The following is a 16,519-nucleotide window of genomic DNA, read 5'->3' as shown; positions in this document are numbered from 1 at the left end:
GATGGAAATTGAAATGACCGACCAGACTACCCGCCTGCCGATCCGCCGCGCTTTGATCAGCGTTTCCGACAAGACAGGGATCCTCGAATTCGCCAAGGAGCTCGAAGCCCTGGGCGTCGAGATCCTCTCCACCGGCGGGACGTTCAAGCTGCTGCGTGACAACGGTGTTGCCGCGGTGGAAGTCGCGGATTACACCGGTTTCGCAGAAATGATGGACGGTCGGGTGAAAACCCTGCACCCGAAAATCCACGGCGGGATCCTCGGTCGTCGCGGTATCGACGACGCCATCATGAACGAACACGGCATCAAGCCGATCGACCTGGTAGCGGTTAACCTGTACCCGTTCGAAGCCACCATCAACAAGCCAGGCTGCGACCTGCCGACCGCGATTGAGAACATCGACATCGGCGGTCCGACCATGGTCCGTTCGGCTGCAAAAAACCATAAAGACGTGGCCATCGTGGTGAATGCCGGCGACTACGCCAACGTCCTGGAAAGCCTGAAGGCCGGCGGCCTGACCTACGCTCAGCGCTTCGACCTGATGCTCAAGGCCTTTGAGCACACCGCTGCCTACGACGGCATGATCGCCAACTACATGGGCACCGTGAACCAGGCGGCTGAAACCCTCAGCACCGAAGGCCGCAGCGAGTTCCCGCGCACCTTCAACAGCCAGTTCGTCAAGGCTCAGGAAATGCGCTACGGCGAGAACCCGCACCAGAGCGCGGCGTTCTACGTGGAAACCAAGCCTGCCGAAGTGGGCATCGCGACCGCGACCCAACTGCAAGGCAAGGAGCTGTCGTACAACAACGTGGCCGACACCGACGCCGCGCTGGAATGCGTGAAGAGCTTCGTCAAGCCGGCTTGCGTGATCGTCAAGCACGCCAACCCGTGCGGCGTGGCTGTCAGCCCGGACGCCGAAGGCGGCATCCGTCAGGCCTACGAACTGGCCTACGCCACCGACACCGAATCGGCGTTCGGCGGCATCATCGCCTTCAACCGCGAGCTGGATGCCGAGACCGCCAAGGCCATCGTCGAGCGTCAGTTCGTCGAAGTGATCATCGCCCCAAGCGTCAGCGCCGAAGCCCGTGCCATCGTGGCGGCCAAAGCCAACGTACGCCTGCTGACCTGCGGCGAGTGGTCGGCTGACCGCGCGGCTGCCTGGGACTACAAACGCGTTAACGGCGGTTTGCTGGTACAGAGCCGCGACATCGGCATGATCAGCGCCGACGACCTGAAAGTCGTGACCAAACGCGCGCCGACCGAACAGGAAATCCACGACCTGATCTTCGCCTGGAAGGTGGCCAAATACGTCAAGTCCAACGCCATCGTCTATGCCAAGAACCGCCAGACCATTGGTGTCGGCGCTGGCCAGATGAGCCGCGTGAACTCCGCGCGCATTGCTGCGATCAAGGCGGAACACGCCGGCCTGCAGGTAGCAGGCTCGGTGATGGCGTCCGACGCCTTCTTCCCGTTCCGCGATGGCCTGGACAATGCGGCCAAGGTCGGCATCACTGCGGTGATCCAGCCGGGCGGCTCAATGCGTGACAACGAAGTGATTGCAGCAGCCGACGAGGCCGGCATCGCCATGGTATTCACCGGCATGCGCCACTTCCGTCACTAAGTACGACGATCAACTGTGGGAGCGGGCTTGCTCGCGAATGCAATCTGTCAGCCACAAATAGTGCTGACTGACACACCGCTTTCGCGAGCAAGCCCGCTCCCACAGAAAAGCAGCTTCAGTGCTGCCTCCAGAATTAGCGTCATCCCGAGGTTTTTGAAATGAATGTTTTGATCATTGGCAGCGGTGGCCGTGAACACGCCCTGGCCTGGAAAGTGGCTCAGGATCCGCGCGTGCAGAAGGTGTTCGTGGCCCCTGGCAACGCCGGCACCGCCATTGAAGCCAAGTGCGAGAACGTCGCTATCGACGTGCTGGCCCTCGAACAGCTGGCCGACTTTGCCGAGAAGAACGTTTCCCTGACCATCGTCGGCCCGGAAGTGCCGCTGGTCGCCGGCGTCGTCGACCTGTTCCGCTCCCGTGGCCTGGATTGCTTCGGTCCGACCGCTGGCGCTGCGCAGCTGGAAGGTTCGAAAGCCTTCACCAAGGATTTCCTGGCCCGCCACAAAATCCCGACGGCCGACTACCAGAACTTCACCGAGATCGAGCCAGCCCTGGCTTATCTGCGTGAAAAAGGCGCACCGATCGTGATCAAGGCCGATGGCCTGGCCGCCGGCAAAGGCGTGATCGTGGCCATGACACTGACTGAAGCCGAAGACGCCGTGCGTGACATGCTGGCCGGCAACGCATTCGGCGACGCCGGTTCGCGCGTGGTCATCGAAGAATTCCTGGACGGCGAAGAAGCCAGCTTCATCGTCATGGTCGATGGCAAGAACGTATTGCCGATGGCCACCAGCCAGGACCACAAACGCGTCGGCGACGGCGACACCGGCCCGAACACCGGCGGCATGGGTGCTTACTCCCCGGCACCGGTCGTCACCAGCGAAGTGCACCAGCGCGTCATGGACCTGGTGATCTGGCCGACCGTGCGCGGCATGGCCGAGGAAGGCAACGTTTACACCGGCTTCCTGTACGCCGGCCTGATGATCGACAAGGCGGGCAACCCGAAAGTCATCGAATTCAACTGCCGTTTCGGCGACCCCGAGACCCAGCCGGTCATGCTGCGTCTGCAGTCGAGCCTGGTGTTGCTGATCGAAGCTGCCCTGGCGCAAGCCCTGGACAAGGTCGAAGCCCAATGGGATCCACGTCCGAGCGTCGGCATCGTGCTGGCCGCTGGCGGCTATCCTGGTGACTACGCCAAAGGCGCGGCCATCAACGGCCTGGATGCAGCCGCGACACTGGAAGGCAAAGTCTTCCACGCCGGCACCGCACTCAAGGACGGTCAAGTGGTGACGGCCGGCGGTCGCGTGCTCTGCGCCACTGCCATGGGCGCCAGCGTCGATGCTGCGCAGCAACAGGCTTACGCGTTGGCGGCCCGGATCGACTGGGAAGGCTGTTTTTATCGCAGGGACATTGGCTACCGCGCCATTGCCCGCGAGCGTGGCGAAAATCAGGAATAAGCTATCCATTCGGCAGGGCAAGGGCCTCAGGCCCTTGCCGGGCTATTCCGGCGCCGCGCATAGTTATATTCTGGCATCAACCTACGAAGGGATTTCGCCGTGCGCTGGCTCAGGATTGCCATAGGTTTCACTGTCACGCTGATGACGCTGCTCTGCATGCTACCGGCCCAGGCCGCGCAGGGCAGTGGCTGGGCGGTATTGCTCGATGAACAGGGCGACCTGCAACTGAGCGACATCCGTTCCGCACGCTACACCAATCAATTCAGCCCCATCGAACTCGATCACCTCACCGCGGCCGAGCCCGATGGCGCGATGTGGCTGCGTTTCAGGCTTGCCCCCGGCAAGCACGAACAGTTGCTGCGGGTATTCGCTCCCGACCTTTCCGATCTCGATCTGTATGTGCTGGAAGGCGACAGCCTGATCGAGGAGCTGGATGGCGGCGCAGATCAGCCTCGGTCTGAGCGGCCACTGCCCAACAGCGACTTCATGTTGCCGCTACCCCAAAGCGACAAACCTCTCGACGTTTACCTGCGCCTGGTGTCCGAACACCAGATGCGGCCGTACATCACCCTGCAGTCGGCCATCATGACTGCGGCCAATCAGAACCAGACCCTGATCTACGGCCTGCTGTTCGGCTGCCTCGGGATGCTGATCCTGCACAACCTGATCCGCTACGCGTACACCCGGTCGCGCAGTTGCCTGTGGCTGTCTGGCTGTGAAGCCTTGTTGATGCTCAGCCTGGTGCTGCTGCTGAATCTGGCGGGGCCCTGGTTGCCGGACTGGCATGCGATCCAGACGCCTGGCGCTTACCTGGCCCTGCTGCTGACCGCCCCGTGCGGCCTGATGTTCGCCTATCGCTTTTTCGCCCCGCTCGGCCCGCACCCGCTGAACAAACTGCTGCTGGGCGACATCGTGGTCATCATCGCCTGCGGCCTGCTGCTGTTGTTCGTCAATACACTGCCGCTGAACATCATCACCTACGCCCTGGTCGCACTGGCGGGCCTGAGCATGTTGTTCGTCAGCGCCCATCACTGGCAAAAAGGCTATCGACCCGCACGCCTGTTCGTGGCGGCGATGGTGGTCTTCAACGTCGGCACGCTGATTATCCTGCCCGCCCTGCTGGGGCTGACCCTGGTCGAGCCGCAAGGCCTGATCACCGCCCTGCTGGTGTTCATCTGCATCAGCGGCTTGCTGATGAGCATCGCCCTGAGCGAACGCCAGCGCAGCATCACCGAAGACCGCTTCAGCCTCAGTCGCGATCTGGCCGCCAGCAATGCCGAGATCAATGCCAAGGCCGAATTCCTGGCAAAAATCAGCCACGAGATCCGCACCCCGATGAATGGCGTGCTGGGCATGACCGAACTGCTGCTGGGTACGCCCCTCTCGGTCAAGCAGCGCGACTACGTGCAAACCATCCACAGCGCCGGCAACGAACTGCTGACGCTGATCAACGAGATCCTCGACATCTCCAAGCTCGAATCCGGGCAGATCGAGCTGGATGACGTTCAGTTCGATCTCAACGCGCTGATCGAAGACTGCCTGAGCATCTTCCGCGCCAAAGCCGAGCAGCAGAACGTCGAATTGATCAGCTTTATCCAGCCGCAAGTGCCACGGGTGATCAGCGGTGACCCGACGCGCCTGCGCCAGACCCTGCTGAGCCTGCTGGAAAACGCCCTGAAGAAAACCGATGAAGGCGAAATCCTGATCGTCGTCGCCCTCGACGAGCGCAGCGCCAAACCGCGCTTGCGCATCGCCGTGCAGGACAGCGGCGAGCCCATGGACACCGAGGAACGCGACGCGCTGATGCACGCCGAACTGCACAGCAAAAACTTTCTCTCGGCCCCCCGTCTGGGGGGCAACCTGGGCCTGGTGATCGCCCGTCAGCTGATCCGTTTGATGCACGGGGAGTTCGGCATCAAGAGCGGCAGCACCCAGGGCAGCACCTTGTGGCTGACCTTGCCGCTGGACCCTGACCGCCTCGAACACCCGACCTCCGATCTCGATGGTCCGCTGCAGGGCGCACGGGTGCTGGTGGTGGACGACAACGACACCTGTCGCAAGGTCTTGGTGCAGCAGTGCACCGCCTGGGGCCTGAACGTCAGCGCCGTCCCCTCCGGCAAGGAGGCCCTCGCGCTCTTGCGCACCAAGGCCCACTTGCGCGATTACTTCGACGTAGTCCTGCTCGACCAGAACATGCCCGGCATGACCGGCATGCAACTGGCGGCCAAGATCAAGGAGGACCCGAGCCTCAACCACGACATCCTGCTGATCATGCTCACCGGTATCAGCAATGCGCCGAGCAAGATCATCGCGCGCAATTCCGGGATCAAGCGCATCCTCACCAAGCCCGTGGCCGGCTACACCCTCAAGACGACACTGGCGGATGAACTGAACCAGCGTGACAAGGGCCTCGTCGCCTCGCATCAGCTGCCTCCCGGCCCTGCCCTGCCGGTCAAGGTGCCCAGCGACTTCCGCATTCTGGTGGCCGAAGACAACAGCATTTCGACCAAGGTGATCCGCGGCATGCTGGGCAAACTCAACCTGCAACCCGATACCGCCAGCAATGGCGAAGAGGCCTTGCAGGCGATGAAAGCCCAACGCTACGACCTGGTATTGATGGATTGTGAAATGCCGATCCTCGACGGATTCTCGGCCACCCAGCAATTGCGCGCCTGGGAAGTCGGCAACCAGCGAACCCGCACCCCCGTGGTCGCGTTGACCGCGCACATCCTCGCCGAGCACAAGGAACGCGCGCGCCAGGCCGGCATGGACGGGCACATGGCCAAACCGGTCGAGCTGTCGCAGTTGCGTGAACTGATCGAACACTGGGTTGCCCAGCGCGATGAGCAGAACCGGGCGGCGACGCAAACGTCCTGAGCCGACAGACTCCGCAGTGCCTGATAGACTCCCCCTCGACTTCCCTCGCCAGTGAGCGTGCACCATGCTCCACGTGTTGTTCAGCGTTTACCTGAAGATGCTGGTGCTCTACAGCCCGTTCTTCGTATTGTCTTGCTTCATCAGTCTGACCCGCGGTTATTCGCGCAAGGAACAACGCCGGCTAGCCTGGAAAGTGGCGACTGCCACGCTGGTGTCCAGCGTCTTGCTGTATCTGTTCGGCAGAGTGATTTTCAATGTCTTCGGCATCACCGTGGACGCCTTCCGCATCGGCGCCGGCAGCGTGCTGTTCATCTCGGCATTGGGCATGGCCCAGGGCAAGTCGGCGGTGCAGACCGACAACGTGCAACAGGACGTGACCATCGTTCCGCTGACCATTCCCCTGACGGTCGGCCCCGGCACCATCGGCGCCCTGCTGGTGATGGGCGTGAGCCAGCCGCACTGGGACGACAAGCTCATGGCCATTGTCAGTATTGCCCTGGCCAGTTTCACCGTCGGGGTGGTGCTTTATCTGTCCAACCGCATCGAACGTATTCTGGGTGACCAGGGATTGCAGATTGTCAGTCGATTGATGGGGTTGTTTGTGTGTGCGTTGGCAGCACAGATTATTTTTACCGGGGTGAAAGGGTATCTGGTGCCTTAGCGGCAGCCGCGACTTAAAGCCAGAGGCCCGAGCTGGACGCCTCTGGCAACTGAACGTCATTTAAACCGGCGAGAATTCCATGAAAATAACTTCTCTGAGATCGTCGAGATACTGGATGCACTCAGCCTCTTTCCTCAGGTCGTCCTCGTGAATACTGAAGTGAGCTTTACCTTGATGGATTTCGACATCGGCACTGTCCCATTCCACAAAAAGAATTTTTGTATTACCCGCCGATGAGTCATAACGCAACGTACCCACGACCATCGTCACTTCAGCATCATCGTCCTGTTTGCACGCAGACACACCAAAGCCTGCACCGTTGGCTTCGGCCGCATGATGCTCGAGAAGCTTGACGGCATCAGGTTGTTTCTTTAGCGCCTCAACGGTTTTGTCCGCGACAACTTTCAGCGCACTCGCCGCGGACCCCGTCAAACCACCGACAGCAGAATGAACAATATCCAAGGCTATATTGTCCATTGTAAGCTTAGCGGTGCTGGACTTGTATTCAGTGAAAGCGCCGTAATATTCGGTCCAGCCCATCGAAAACATTAGCTTTTTGAAGCATTCATAACGAGCCACTTTCGCTGCTTTACCTGGGTATAAGAACCTTGAAGCAATATCGGCGTACGCGTACGTGTTTTTTACAATACGTTTGTTACGCCGGGTCATTCCCTCCAGAAAACCAACTACAGCGCCACCCATGACTGCGGCATTCAGCTCATCCCTATCAATCGGTAACGTAGCCGCCGAACGCACACGAGCTTTCGGACCGACACGTTCAAGTTTGGCTCGACACTGTTCAAGACATTGATCGAAATAAGCACTCGCTTCTACTTCATTCACCCTATTCATTTCAATAAATCCTTTTATTTGAATATTCACGACAGCCTGAATTAGCTCTCCACTAAAACCTATCGCACCCAACAAAGAACTTCAACATTGTCAAAATCAAAAAAGAACAAACCATTAACTTAAGGAATTAACCTACATACTCTGGCGCTTTTTTTCACGAGACCAAAAATAAAAAGCCACGGCAACTGGAGTAAACACTCGTCGCCATGGCTTTTTCAATAACGAGCACGGCTCAGGAGGTGGGTTTCTCTCCGTACCAGCGCGGGGTGTACACCCAATCGCCGCCGCCTGGACGTGCAAATACGCAGGTAGTAGACGATCCCACCAGGACCATGGTGCGCATATCCACCTGGTCCGGAGTCAACTGGCCAAGCGTCGTCACTCGTAGCGTCTGTCCTGGGCGACCGATGTCGCGCCCCAGGAGACCGGCGTCTGAGGCGTACGATGTCGAGCGACGATTTCCAGCGCCCGGCCAAGCTGCCATGGACGGGAACGCGAAATCGGGTTGTAGAACGCCAGCGCCAGGTCAGCCTGTGACGCCAGATCGAGGCGCTTCTCGATAATGTCCCACGGTTTGAGGTTGTCAGACAGCGACAGCACACAGAAGTCATGACCCAAGGGGGCACCGGCCTGGGCGGCTGTTGCCAGGGACGCGGAAACGCCCGGCAAGATTTCCAGATCGACGTTGTGCCACGCCGGATCGGTGGACTCGTGCAGGGCTTCCAGCACCGCCGCAGCCATGGCAAAAACACCCGGGTCGCCCGATGAAACCACCACTACCGAACGCCCTTGCGCCGCCAGCGCGAATGCGTGACGCGCACGCTGCATCTCTTCACGATTGTCGGTGCAGTGCATCACCTGGTCGGCGCGGAATGGGCCGGCCATGCGCACATAGGTTTCGTAACCCAGCACGTCATTGGCGCGAGCCAGCTCGGCCTTGACCGCCGGGACCATCAGTTCGGCAGCGCCAGGGCCCAGACCGATCACCGCCAGTCGGCCGCGCAGACGGCCAATCCTCAAGGGATCCACAGGTTTCTCGGCTACCGCGATGGCAATGGCCTCATCACCCAGGATCAATACAGGCTGCTCGATGGCATTGCTTGCCAGCGTGCTGAGCGCACCGACATCGTCGGCAAAGCGCAACGGCACGCCCAGCTCAAGCGCCGCTTCACGCAGCGTCGGACTGGCCATTTCGGTGTCGGCAGCCAGCAGACAGGCCACCGATTGCACGGCGACCTTTGCCCGATGCAACGCGTCGCGAACGGCGCCGGGCACACTGACTGCGCGGGCACTCACCGCGACCACTACGTTACGCGGATAGATCAACAGTTCGTTGGCCGCAGGCTCGCGCTCGGCATGACCGACATGCACCGCCAGCCGTGCTCGCGGATTTTCCGGCAACTGTGCTTGCGCCAACCATGGGGCCGCCCCCTCGATGCGCACTGTTTCACCCGCCAGCAAATCGGCAACGAAGCGCTTGCCCAGTTCCAGATCGCCGAGGGCATACCCGCTTGGCGGATTGAGCAGGCACGTGCCGAAACGCAATTCACCACTGGTGGTGATCGCTGCCGCCACGTCCAGCACAGTCGCAATTTCTCGTGCCAGGACATTCACGCCGCCCAGACCACCGAGCAGCGGCACCACCGCGCTGCCGTCTTCGGCAACGGCCAGCACCGGCGGCTCGGCGCCCTTTTCAAGCAGCAGCGGCGCCAGGGTGCGGATCACGATGCCGGCTGCGCACAGGGCAATGATGGGAGTGTCCTGCTGATAGAGTTCGCGCAGGGTGGTGCCAAATTCGTGATATTCACGATCCGCACCCTCGACCCGTGCGGCCAGACCATGGATCAACGCGCCGGGGTAAGCCTGCTGAATTTTACGCGCGGTCGCGAGGCTGCCATTGCCGAGAATGACAATCGCCGGAGCTGGACGAGTCATCAGCCTTGCCACCTTTCACCAGGGACGATGATCAGCGAAAAGTAAGGTGACGACATCGGCTCGACCTGATCCAGCGGCACGATCTTCTGATTGGCCATGGTCGCGCGTTCGACGTACAGCGCACGGTCGGCCAAGCCGAGCTCCTTCAATACCTGACGGACTTTCGGGAAGTTGCGCCCCAGCTTCATGATCACCGCCGCATCGGCATCCGCCAGGCGTCGCTTGAGATCATCGTGCGGCAACACGCCGGACAGCACCGACAGGCTCTGATTTCGATACACCAATGGCGCACCGAGTACCGAAGCGCCGCCGAGCATCGAACAGACACCCGGCACGACTTCAGCCTCGTAACGCTCGGCCAGACGATCGTGCAGGTACATGTAGGAACCGTAGAAGAACGGGTCACCTTCACAGATCACCGCGACGTCACGGCCGGCGTCGAGATGCGCGGCCAGTTGCTGGCCGGCCGTATCGTAGAAATCGCTGATCACTTGCTCATAAGACAGCGGCGCCGGTAACGCTTCGGTGGTCACCGGGTACACCAGGGGCAGCAAGGTTTGAGCGTCCTGCAGATGCGCTTCGATAATCCCGAACGCGTTGCCCTTCTTGCCCTTGGCGACGAAGTACGCCACCACTGGCGATTCGCGCAGCAGACGCAGGGCTTTGACAGTAATCAACTCCGGATCACCGGGGCCGACGCCAAGGCCGATCAATCGTCCAGGTGCCTGCATCATTCGATCTCCGTGGCGAGGGCATTGACGGCGGCGGCGGCCATGGCGCTACCGCCCAGCCGGCCTTGCATGATGACGAAAGGCACGCCGCGACTGTCCGCCGCCAGCGCAGCCTTGGATTCGGCGGCGCCAACGAAGCCCACTGGAAAGCCAAGGATCAGCGCGGGTTTCGGGGCGCCGGCATCGAGCATTTCCAACAGATAAAACAGCGCGGTCGGTGCATTGCCGATCACCACCACGCTGCCCTCCAGGTGCGGTCGCCACAGTTCGAGCGCGGCGGCGGATCGAGTGTTGCCCAACTCGCGGGCCAGTTCGGGGACGCTGTCATCGCGCAGGGTGCAGATGACCTGGTTGTTCGCTGGCAAACGGGTGCGGGTCACGCCTTCAGACACCATCCGCGCATCACACAGAATCGGTGCGCCGGCGGCCAGCGCCTCACGCCCGGCCTTGCCCGCGCCTGCGGAAAACTGCAGACCGTCTATCGCATCGACCATGCCGCAGGCGTGGATCACCCGTACCGCAAGTTTCTCCAGATCGGCCGGTATCCGGTCGAGATTGGCCTCGGCGCGAATAATCGCGAAGGAATTGCGATAGATCTCCTGACCGTCGCGAATGTAATCAAGCATCAAGGGGGCTCCGTGAACGGGCGTCGAGCAAGGCGCCGACCGCTTCAATAGTAAGGTTGCGTGCGTGCAGGGCGCCGAAACCCGGCTGCCGCGCATCGCGAAAATAGAGGTCGTAGTGACCGGGGCCGGCAGCCAGCAGCGTGACCGGAGCCACATGCGCAGCGGCACAGGAGCGCGAGCAACCGGACAGATGAACGTTTGAGACTTGAGCATGGCCCTGCAGCAGAGCCGCCAGTTGCAGGGCATCACCCTTGGTGTCGGCCAGGCCTTTGTCGCACCCTGTCGAACCGGTGCAGGCGATCAACCGCGACAAGGCTTGATCGGCTTCGCACAACAGGCCCAACTGATGCAGGCGGCGGATGACTTCGGCGGCGTTTTCGCTGCGAATGTTCGGCAACAGCAGGCTTTGCCATGGCGTGAACCGCAGCGTTGCATCACCGTATTCCTGCGCCAGTCGAGCGGCGCCTCGGAGCATGGCGCAATCGAGCCGGCCCAGCGGCGGCACGGCGCCGACATAGACATGACCGGCTTGCGCCTGCGGATGAGCGCCAATGTGCAAAACGCTTGAATTCAATGAACGCTGCCAGTTTGCAACAGGTTCGAAGGGCACACGCTCGGCCAGCCGGGCGAGGAACTTGGCGGCCGGCACACTGCTCAGCAAATGCCGCATCCGCGTTTGTTCGGGAGCCGCCAGCTCCAGGAACAATTCGAGTACTGCGACCACCACAGCATGGCCATCTTCGAGTGCAACAGAACCCGCCGGCCGATCCGAGGGACATCCCGCCAGGCCGAAAGCCAACCGCCGCTCGCCCTCATGCTCGACGGCCGACAACCACAGATCATGGGGATGCTCAAGCATCGCCAGACTTTCGCCGCCATCGAGTTGCACCGCGAATTTGGCGCTGAGTGCGTGAAAGGGGGCATGTCCTTGCAGGGTGGCGAGGATCCGCCGGGCCAGGTCACGTGTATCGAACAGCATCTGGCGATCAATTCCCGCGCTCGGACTCAGCATCAGATTACGCACATCGTCGCCCGCCGCATTCGCAGGGCCAAGGCCTGCGGCGAGCAGACTTTCGATCAACGCTGCCTGCTCGTTGGCGATGCCGCGAATCTGCAGGTTAGCCCGGTTGGTGGCCTCGATCACTGAACGGGCATAACGCTGCGCACCCTCGGCAACGGCATTGGCCTGCACTGCACTGATGGCGCCGCCTGCGAGTTTTATCCGGCAGATACCACCATCTCTGGCCTGTACGATACGCAGCAACCCCGGACAAGCCGAGGGGCGTAAAGCGCGGGATACAGGGAGTTTGTTCAAAGGGGATGACCGGATCAGAAGTGGACGCACCTCCTGACGGAGGCGAGCCGTATTATGCCTGCTTTACCGCGCGGCATCATAAGTCCGCGTGTCGCAAATGCTCCGGCCTCCCTCACAGACGCTCCTGATAGAACTCGAACAAGGTGTCTGCGATCCGATCGAGCCGGTCACTCAACGGCGATCGGACTTGTTCAAATCTCACTCTGTTCAGGGTGAAAGGTGCCGCTCGATGCATGAGCGTCACATGGCCCTCGTTCCAGTCCCAAAACAGAAAATTCTCGCGCCGGGATCGCGCCCTCAAGGAGAAATCATTCAAATCCAGTGACAACCGCCCCTGGTTATCATATTCAGCGGGGGCGATCGCAAACTCCCTGCCACGCCGACTTTCCGTGGACAATGCCCCCAGCACCGAAGTATTAACCAATAGCGCTTCAAACATCTCTTGGGTAACTTTCGCCATCTGGCTGTTAATTGCTGCAATCCGGTGTAAGTAAGTCTGACTTACCCTGCCTGAAAAGTTATCGTAACTTTGCTCGACGACCCGTTTTTCGTCGACCTCCCAACCCATGTCTCCTAGCACGACGGCAAACAAGGAAAACCAGCCCTGAGCGTCTGTATCACGATTGCGTTCCTGACTTGCATACCACTGGGCGTACCGGACGCTTGAGTTGACGTCTCGCTTGTCCTGTCGTGTCATGCCCCTTGCCGTACTGATCAGATTACCGCCCAACAGCGATCCGGCAGCCGCTCGTTGATCCAGCAAGGCACGACGTTGAACGGCCTTTATATTTCCGGGTGCAAAATCACGTTCAAACGCTTCAGAATAAGCCGTCAAGTCCAGGCCTGCTATTTTCTTGAGATCCATAGTTCATCCATTTGACTATTAATAAATCCTTCCATAAGAATCAGGCTATACAACTTCAGATCCACCAGCCACTGACCAGTGCAGTTAACTTCATACATTCCATTACTCGAATTCACTGCCGCCGCGTTATCATGCGCCGCTTTATGCAGATGAATAGAGAACACCTATGGCACCCTGGCTGACCGTGACAGGTATTGGTGAGGACGGCTTCACCGGTTTGGGCAAGTCTGCCCGGCATGCGTTGCTGGCCGCGTCGAAGATCTTCGGCAGCCAACGACAGTTGGACCTGTTGCCACCCTGCATCCGCGGGGAGCGCCACACCTGGCCCAGTCCGTTCTCCCTCGATGCGTTGCTGGCCATGCGAGGCGAGCCGGTTTGCGTGCTGGCCAGTGGCGATCCGATGTTCTTCGGCGTCGGCGCCAGCCTCGCCCGGCAATTGCCGAGCAATGAAATGTTGATCTTGCCGGCGTCCTCTTCCTGCTCTCTGGCCTCGGCGCGATTGGGCTGGCCATTGCAAGATGTGGTGACGCTGTCGGTGGTCGCCCGTCCTGTCGCCGCGCTCAACGCACAATTATTCAGCGGCGCTCGCCTGCTGGTATTGAGTAACGACGGCCGAAGCCCTGCCGCAATCGCTGCGCTGTTGCGCGAGCGCGGGTTCGGGCCCAGTCGCCTGAGCGTGCTGGAACATCTGGGCGGCGCAGCCGAGCGACGCATCGACGGAGTCGCCAACGACTGGACCGATCCGCAAATCGCCGACTTGAACCTGATCGCCATCGATTGCATCGCCGAATCGACCACGCCGCGCCTGTCGCGACTGGCCGGCCTGCCGGATTCGGCCTTCAGGCACGACGGCCAATTGACCAAGCGCGACGTACGCGCCATCACCCTCGCCCGTCTCGCCCCGGTTCCCGGCGAACTGTTATGGGACGTCGGCGCCGGCAGTGGATCGATCGGCATCGAGTGGATGCGCGCCCACCCCAGTTGCCGCGCACTGGCGATTGAAGCCGATGAGGGGCGCCAGCAATTGATCGAGCACAATCGCGATGCCCTCGGCGTGCCCGGCCTGCAACTGATTCGCGGCAGTGCGCCGCAAGCGCTGGACGGCCTCGAACGCCCGGATGCGATTTTCATTGGCGGAGGCGTGACCCGCGATGGCGTGCTGGACAGCTGTTGGGCCCGGTTGAAACCTGGCGGACGACTGATCGCCAACGCGGTCACGCTGCAGAGCGAAATGACCCTCATGGCCTGGCGCGAGCAGCACGGCGGCGAGCTGACGCGCATCCATATCGCCCAGGCGCAGCCGTTGGGCGACTTCGATACCTGGCGCCAGGCGTTGCCGATTACTTTGCTGGACGTGGTCAAGCCCTTCGATGCGTGACGAAACCGCCGAACAACCCGCACCGCTGCGCAGCGGCCTGACCACCGGCAGCTGCGCCACCGCCACCAGCCTCGCGGCGGCTCGCCTGCTGCTCTGCGGAGTGAGCGCGGATGCGGTGCAAATCGTCTTGCCTAAAGGCAAGCAGGTACAGATGCGCCTGGAATTCTGTCGGCTGCTGGATGAGGGCGCCGAAGCCGGAACCCTCAAGGATGCCGGGGACGATCCGGACGTCACCCATGGCGCCCTGCTGTATTCGCAGGTACGCCTCGATGCTGCGCCGGGCATTCGCTTCAATGCCGGCCGTGGCGTCGGTACCGTCACCCGGCCAGGCCTGGTGCTGGGCGTCGGCGAGCCGGCGATCAATCCGGTGCCACGCAAGATGATCAGCGACCACCTGACCCAGCTCGCCGAGGAACTCGATTATCGCGGCGGTTTCGAGGTCACGGTAAACGTCGAGGGCGGCGAAGCGCTGGCGTTGAAAACCATGAACCCGCGCCTGGGCATTCTGGGTGGGCTGTCGATTCTCGGCACCAGCGGCATCGTCCGGCCATTCTCCTGCGCCGCCTACATTGCCTCGATCCATCAGGGTATCGATGTGGCCAAAACCAACGGTTACCTGCACATCGCCGCCTGTACCGGCAACGCCAGCGAAGACACCATGCGCCGGGTCTATGACCTGCCGGAAATCGCCCTGATCGAAATGGGCGACTTCGTGGGTGCGGTGCTCAAGCACCTGCGCAAGGTGCCGGTGGCCAAGCTCAGCCTGTGCGGCGGGTTCGGCAAGATCAGCAAGCTGGCGGCCGGACACATGGATTTGCACAGTCGGCACTCAAGCATCGACCTGCCGCAGTTGGCCGAGTGGGCTGCCGCCATCGGCGCCGATGAGGCTTTGCAGCAAGCGATCCGGGAAGCCAACACCAGCCAGCAAGCCCTGGCCATGGCCAGCGCCGCCGGGATCGCCCTTGGCGATGCGGTATGCCGGCACGCGCTGGAGTTTGCCCGTAGCGTGGTGCCGGCGCAGGTTCAGGTCGAAGTATTTGCCATCGATCGCCAGGGCGGGATTGTCGGCCACGCAGGAGCCTTTCGATGAAACGCATTTTGTTGCTGGGCGGGGTGACGGAAGCCCTGGCCATCGCCCGGACTCTTGGGCCGGAACACATCTACAGCCTGGCCGGGGTCGGTCGCGTACCGACTGATCTGGCCTGCCAGGTTCGCGTCGGCGGCTATGGTGGCGCCGACGGACTGGCGCAGTTCATCCGCGCTGAAGGGATCGATCTGTTGCTGGATGCGACTCACCCCTACGCCGCACAAATCAGTCAGAACGCAGCGACCGCCGCTTGCTCAAGCGCTATTCCCTGCTGGGCCCTGAGACGTCCGGCCTGGCAACCACAAGCCGGGGACGACTGGCGTGAAGTCAGCAACTGGGCCGAGCTGATCCAGGCACTCAAACCTTTCCGGCGACCGCTGTTCACTCTCGGCCGCGAACCCTTGCAGCACCTGGATGAAATTCCGCCGGAGCAATTCTGGACCTTGCGTGCGCTGGAGGTTTATCCGGGCAACGAGCGCTGCGAAGTGATCGGCGCCCGTGGACCGTTCCTGATCGAGGATGAGCGCGAGCTGTTTGAACGTCGCCAGATTGATGTGCTGATCAGCAAGAACAGCGGCAGCACTGCCACCGAGCCGAAGCTGGAAGTGGCGCGGGAGCGCGGGGTGCCGGTGATTGTTCTGAAGCGGCCGGTGTTGCCGGGGGTTGATCGGGAGCTTTTGACGCTTGAGGAAACACTTAACGCATTGGCGGCTTTCACTCAGTGAGGCAGATTATCGGCTTGCATGATCAGTAACCTATTTGTTACCTTCAGAGTCGCCTGTGATCACACTTGAAGAATATTTGCTGGAAAACGAAACAAGCCCTTTTGGGCGCTGGTTTTCCACCCTGAATACGCAGGCAGCGCTTAAGGTATCCAGCGCGCTGGTCCGACTGGAGCTAGGTAACACATCCAACATCAAGTGGTTCGATGGCTTTGGCGAATATCGAATAAATTGGGGTCCAGGTTACAGAATCTACTTGGTGCAGGAGGGGAAACGCCTGATCATTCTCTTTGGCGGAGGCGATAAGTCCACTCAAAAATCCGATATCAAACGGGCAAAAACACTCATAGCCGAATTTCGAACCCGAAAGAAAGCTGAACGAAACCGGAGATAAG

At 60.9% G+C, this 16,519-nt stretch carries 13 protein-coding genes and 1 pseudogene; 8 read left to right on the top strand and 6 right to left on the bottom strand.

Annotated features, from left to right (window positions below):
* The first annotated feature begins 13 nt into the window (after nt 1-13).
* The 4 genes from purH to BZ163_RS32555 all read left to right on the top strand — a co-directional run bounded on the left by purH (nt 14) and on the right by BZ163_RS32555 (nt 6,613).
* A complete protein-coding gene (gene purH / locus BZ163_RS32570; RefSeq protein WP_128874369.1) occupies nt 14-1,621 on the top strand; it encodes a bifunctional phosphoribosylaminoimidazolecarboxamide formyltransferase/IMP cyclohydrolase in 1,608 nt (535 codons plus the stop codon).
* Between the two features lie 158 nt (nt 1,622-1,779).
* Nucleotides 1,780-3,075 carry a phosphoribosylamine--glycine ligase gene (gene purD / locus BZ163_RS32565; protein ID WP_128874368.1) on the top strand — a complete coding sequence of 432 codons (1,296 nt, stop codon included), beginning with the start codon at nt 1,780-1,782 and terminating at the stop codon, nt 3,073-3,075.
* A gap of 99 nt (nt 3,076-3,174) precedes the next feature.
* Nucleotides 3,175-5,952 (top strand): hybrid sensor histidine kinase/response regulator, encoded by a 2,778-nt coding sequence (locus BZ163_RS32560; protein ID WP_128874367.1) that lies wholly within the window; start codon nt 3,175-3,177, stop codon nt 5,950-5,952.
* 64 nt (nt 5,953-6,016) lie between these two features.
* Nucleotides 6,017-6,613, top strand: coding sequence for a MarC family protein (locus BZ163_RS32555; protein WP_064675696.1), 597 nt, complete (start codon nt 6,017-6,019; stop codon nt 6,611-6,613).
* A gap of 60 nt (nt 6,614-6,673) precedes the next feature.
* Here BZ163_RS32555 and BZ163_RS32550 read toward each other — a convergent pair whose 3' ends face one another.
* From BZ163_RS32550 to BZ163_RS32525, 6 genes and pseudogenes are all read right to left on the bottom strand, one after another.
* Nucleotides 6,674-7,495, bottom strand: a complete 822-nt coding sequence (locus tag BZ163_RS32550) for a hypothetical protein (protein WP_256579188.1) — start codon at nt 7,493-7,495, stop codon at nt 6,674-6,676.
* A 202-nt stretch (nt 7,496-7,697) separates the two neighbouring features.
* Nucleotides 7,698-9,400 (bottom strand): annotated as a pseudogene (gene cobJ / locus BZ163_RS32545) (precorrin-3B C(17)-methyltransferase).
* The gene (locus tag BZ163_RS32540) at nt 9,400-10,134 is read right to left on the bottom strand and encodes a precorrin-2 C(20)-methyltransferase (protein WP_371916843.1); all 735 of its coding nucleotides are present in this window, start codon (nt 10,132-10,134) and stop codon (nt 9,400-9,402) included. The pseudogene cobJ and the gene BZ163_RS32540 overlap by 1 nt, the downstream one beginning before the upstream one ends.
* Complete coding sequence (locus BZ163_RS32535) at nt 10,131-10,757, bottom strand: precorrin-8X methylmutase (protein ID WP_128874366.1); 627 nt, start codon at nt 10,755-10,757, stop codon at nt 10,131-10,133. Before BZ163_RS32535 ends, BZ163_RS32540 begins: the two co-directional genes overlap by 4 nt.
* Entirely contained in the window at nt 10,750-12,072 is a 1,323-nt protein-coding gene (gene cobG / locus BZ163_RS32530) for a precorrin-3B synthase (RefSeq protein ID WP_128874365.1), read from the bottom strand. The genes BZ163_RS32535 and cobG overlap by 8 nt, the downstream gene beginning before the upstream one ends.
* 112 nt (nt 12,073-12,184) lie before the next feature.
* A complete protein-coding gene (locus BZ163_RS32525; protein ID WP_128874364.1) occupies nt 12,185-12,937 on the bottom strand; it encodes a hypothetical protein in 753 nt (250 codons plus the stop codon).
* A gap of 166 nt (nt 12,938-13,103) precedes the next feature.
* Between BZ163_RS32525 and cbiE the strand changes: the two genes are divergently transcribed.
* The 4 genes from cbiE to BZ163_RS32505 are packed head-to-tail and all read left to right on the top strand — an operon-like array spanning nt 13,104 to nt 16,518.
* Nucleotides 13,104-14,315, top strand: coding sequence for a precorrin-6y C5,15-methyltransferase (decarboxylating) subunit CbiE (cbiE, locus tag BZ163_RS32520; RefSeq protein ID WP_128874363.1), 1,212 nt, complete (start codon nt 13,104-13,106; stop codon nt 14,313-14,315).
* A complete protein-coding gene (locus BZ163_RS32515) occupies nt 14,308-15,405 on the top strand; it encodes a cobalt-precorrin-5B (C(1))-methyltransferase (RefSeq protein ID WP_128874362.1) in 1,098 nt (365 codons plus the stop codon). The genes cbiE and BZ163_RS32515 overlap by 8 nt, the downstream gene beginning before the upstream one ends.
* Complete coding sequence (locus BZ163_RS32510; protein WP_128874361.1) at nt 15,402-16,127, top strand: cobalt-precorrin-6A reductase; 726 nt, start codon at nt 15,402-15,404, stop codon at nt 16,125-16,127. The genes BZ163_RS32515 and BZ163_RS32510 overlap by 4 nt, the downstream gene beginning before the upstream one ends.
* A 55-nt stretch (nt 16,128-16,182) precedes the next feature.
* Complete coding sequence (locus BZ163_RS32505) at nt 16,183-16,518, top strand: type II toxin-antitoxin system RelE/ParE family toxin (protein WP_128874360.1); 336 nt, start codon at nt 16,183-16,185, stop codon at nt 16,516-16,518.
* Nucleotide 16,519 lies beyond the last annotated feature (1 nt).

The organism is Pseudomonas sp. VI4.1, assembly GCF_002029345.1.
Taxonomy (GTDB): domain Bacteria; phylum Pseudomonadota; class Gammaproteobacteria; order Pseudomonadales; family Pseudomonadaceae; genus Aquipseudomonas.
This window is presented reverse-complemented; position numbering and strand designations above follow the sequence as displayed.